The following is a 2,496-nucleotide window of genomic DNA, read 5'->3' on the forward strand; positions in this document are numbered from 1 at the left end:
TTTATTTGAACTCTTAATCTCTAACAATCCTGTTTTCAATTCAATTCAGTTCCGATTTTATTTTTTGTCTAAAGCAAGATTCATAAGATTTTGCGACTTCATAAAAATACGCAAACCATTGGATTTACCCTTAAACGCGCATTACGTTTAGGTTTTGTTACTTTGAGTTTTTCCTTTCAGGTTCTTTACATGATAATTTAGTTCTCGTTTATAGAAAGGAGCGATTATATGTTTTTTACAAGTCTCAATTTGCGCCATTTCTTCCACAGAACTCCCTAGGTCAAATAGCATATAGTCTCTATATCTGCCATCTCCTCTTTTTACGTGCTTGTCAACTTTTAGAATTTCTGATATCGTAATTTCAAATTCATTGGCGTCAATAGTTATTGGTTTTTGATTTGCAAAATGACGAACTAATAACCAAGGTTTACTGAATTCATCATGCTCCATAAACAAAGTATATTTTTCCAACAACTTATTAATTTGAGATATGGTAAGCTTATGAGCTTGTTCCTCAATTGTAGCTAAGCAGAACTTGTTACCAAAAACTTTATCCTTCAATATTTCAATTGCTTTTTCGGTCCCATTCTCTTCTGCGTAATTTGAAATAAATTTAGATTTAGCCAAAACAATATCATGTTTTGGTGATTTAGCTGGTTTAGAATGCTTTAAACACTTTTTGAATTTATCAAGGTTAGAGGTTTTAGCATAGTATTCTAATAGTTTTCTGTGTCCATGGTGCTTAATTTCAAATTTGTCCTCCACCAATTCATCAATAAAGCTGATTGCACCATTAATTTCATTTCTTTCTAATGCTGTTTCCATAAGACTTAAAAGCATATGGTTCTTCCTAGTTGAATGGATTATTTGGTCAATATAAAATTTAACAGTTTCGGTAGGGATTTCCCGAATCTTAACCTGCCTTTCAAAACACCCTGAAGCATGATAGAATGCATTGTATTCAAGGTCATTTTTTGACGCTAAAGTTTTTTCAAGCTCATCTTTGCCAAATACAACTTCGTACGCTTTTAACGCATCTGGATGTTTATTGAATTCCTCTCCAAATAAATTCTCTGTTGAGTTTATTGCTTTGGTTAGTGCATCTAATTTTTCATCCATAATTTTAATGTCTCTGTCAAAATTCAGGGTAATGGTTGAGCTATGAACAATACGGGAGTAAACTAGTGTTTGCTTTCCGCCAAGCACATAGCAAAATCTTTTTGTTTTGATTTATTTTTTATTGTCTAGAGCAAAATCCAAAAGATTTTGCGGTCTTCATAAAAATACACAAACCTTTCGATTAACCCCGGCACCCTTATTGTTTATAGATTTTGTTGGCAAATCGTTTTTTTTTTTTTTAGTTCAGGTAGATTTTATCTATTTTTTTTCCGTCTTCGTATAGATTATGTTTAACTACTTTTCCATTTCCATCATATTCATTTAGAATACCATTCCCGTTTTTGAAAGTGCCAATCTTTAATCGTTTACCATTTTTATCTAGATATTTTGTAATATTCCAAAGCCTGTCTTCCTCATAAATTGAAATAAATTTTAATTTACCATTCGGATAATAACTTTTCCATGTTCCAACTCTTTTCCCTTTAATTTGAATTCCTTCTTCTTCAATTTTGCCGGTGTTAATATCAAAATACTTTACTTCATTAGTTTCCTTATTAAAAGTGTAGAATAGATTCCCATTATTAAAATAATATTTCCAGATGCCTATTTCTTTACCTGATTCGTATTCCGCTTCATTTTCTTTGTTAATACTATTAAAATGGTAATATTCCCATAGGCCAGTTTTAAAGCCATTACGGTAAGTACCTTTTTCACTTAAAAAAGATTTTTTAGGAAAGTATTTAAGATATTTTCCATTTTTAGTGCCTTCGGTATAATTTTCTATTGATTTTATTTTCAATGAATCTTTTTCATCTTTATACTCGTCAAATAAACGAGCATAATTATAGTATTCAATTTGCTCACCATGGCTTTTACCCTCTTTAAAGTTTTCTATAAGATAGATAGATCCATCTTCATAATATGTTTTCCATTCCCCAGTTTTTTTTCCATTAATGTAATTCCCAGCGCTGCTGATTCCGCAGTTTGGGTGAAAGTATCTCCAAAATCCTATTTTTGAACCGTTTTCACGTTTCCCCTGCCCACGATTACTTGCACATTCATTACTCGTATCAGTTGATAAAACAGTTTCCTGTACAACTTCTTTTTCTTGTGCATAAATATTAATTATGGTGAAGACTATTAAACTAAGGGTAATAATTCTTTTCATATTTTTATAATATTAATGCTAACAATTGTATAAAGCAACTAGTTGCTTTACCTCTATTTTACACCTAATTTAAACAAATCCTTTAAAACATACTTATATACAGCCTTTTAAAGGAGCGGAGTTGTTTTTATTCGTTTTCAAACGTTTACAAACGAAAACAATTGTTTTGTAACCGAATACATTTTGGTGCTCGTTCTATGTTTGCAGTG

General features: G+C 30.9%; 2 protein-coding genes. Both read right to left on the reverse strand.

Going from position 1 to position 2,496, the window contains the following annotated elements; all coding sequences use genetic code 11:
* Window positions 1–147: 147 nt before the first annotated feature.
* A complete protein-coding gene (locus ACSHWW_RS14415) occupies window positions 148–1,119 on the reverse strand; it encodes a hypothetical protein (RefSeq protein ID WP_435683168.1) in 972 nt (323 codons plus the stop codon).
* A 238-nt stretch (window positions 1,120–1,357) separates the two neighbouring features.
* Window positions 1,358–2,287, reverse strand: coding sequence for a toxin-antitoxin system YwqK family antitoxin (locus ACSHWW_RS14420; protein ID WP_435683169.1), 930 nt, complete (start codon window positions 2,285–2,287; stop codon window positions 1,358–1,360).
* Window positions 2,288–2,496: the final 209 nt, after the last annotated feature.

The organism is Nonlabens sp. (assembly GCF_051251825.1).
In the GTDB taxonomy this organism is placed as follows: domain Bacteria; phylum Bacteroidota; class Bacteroidia; order Flavobacteriales; family Flavobacteriaceae; genus Nonlabens.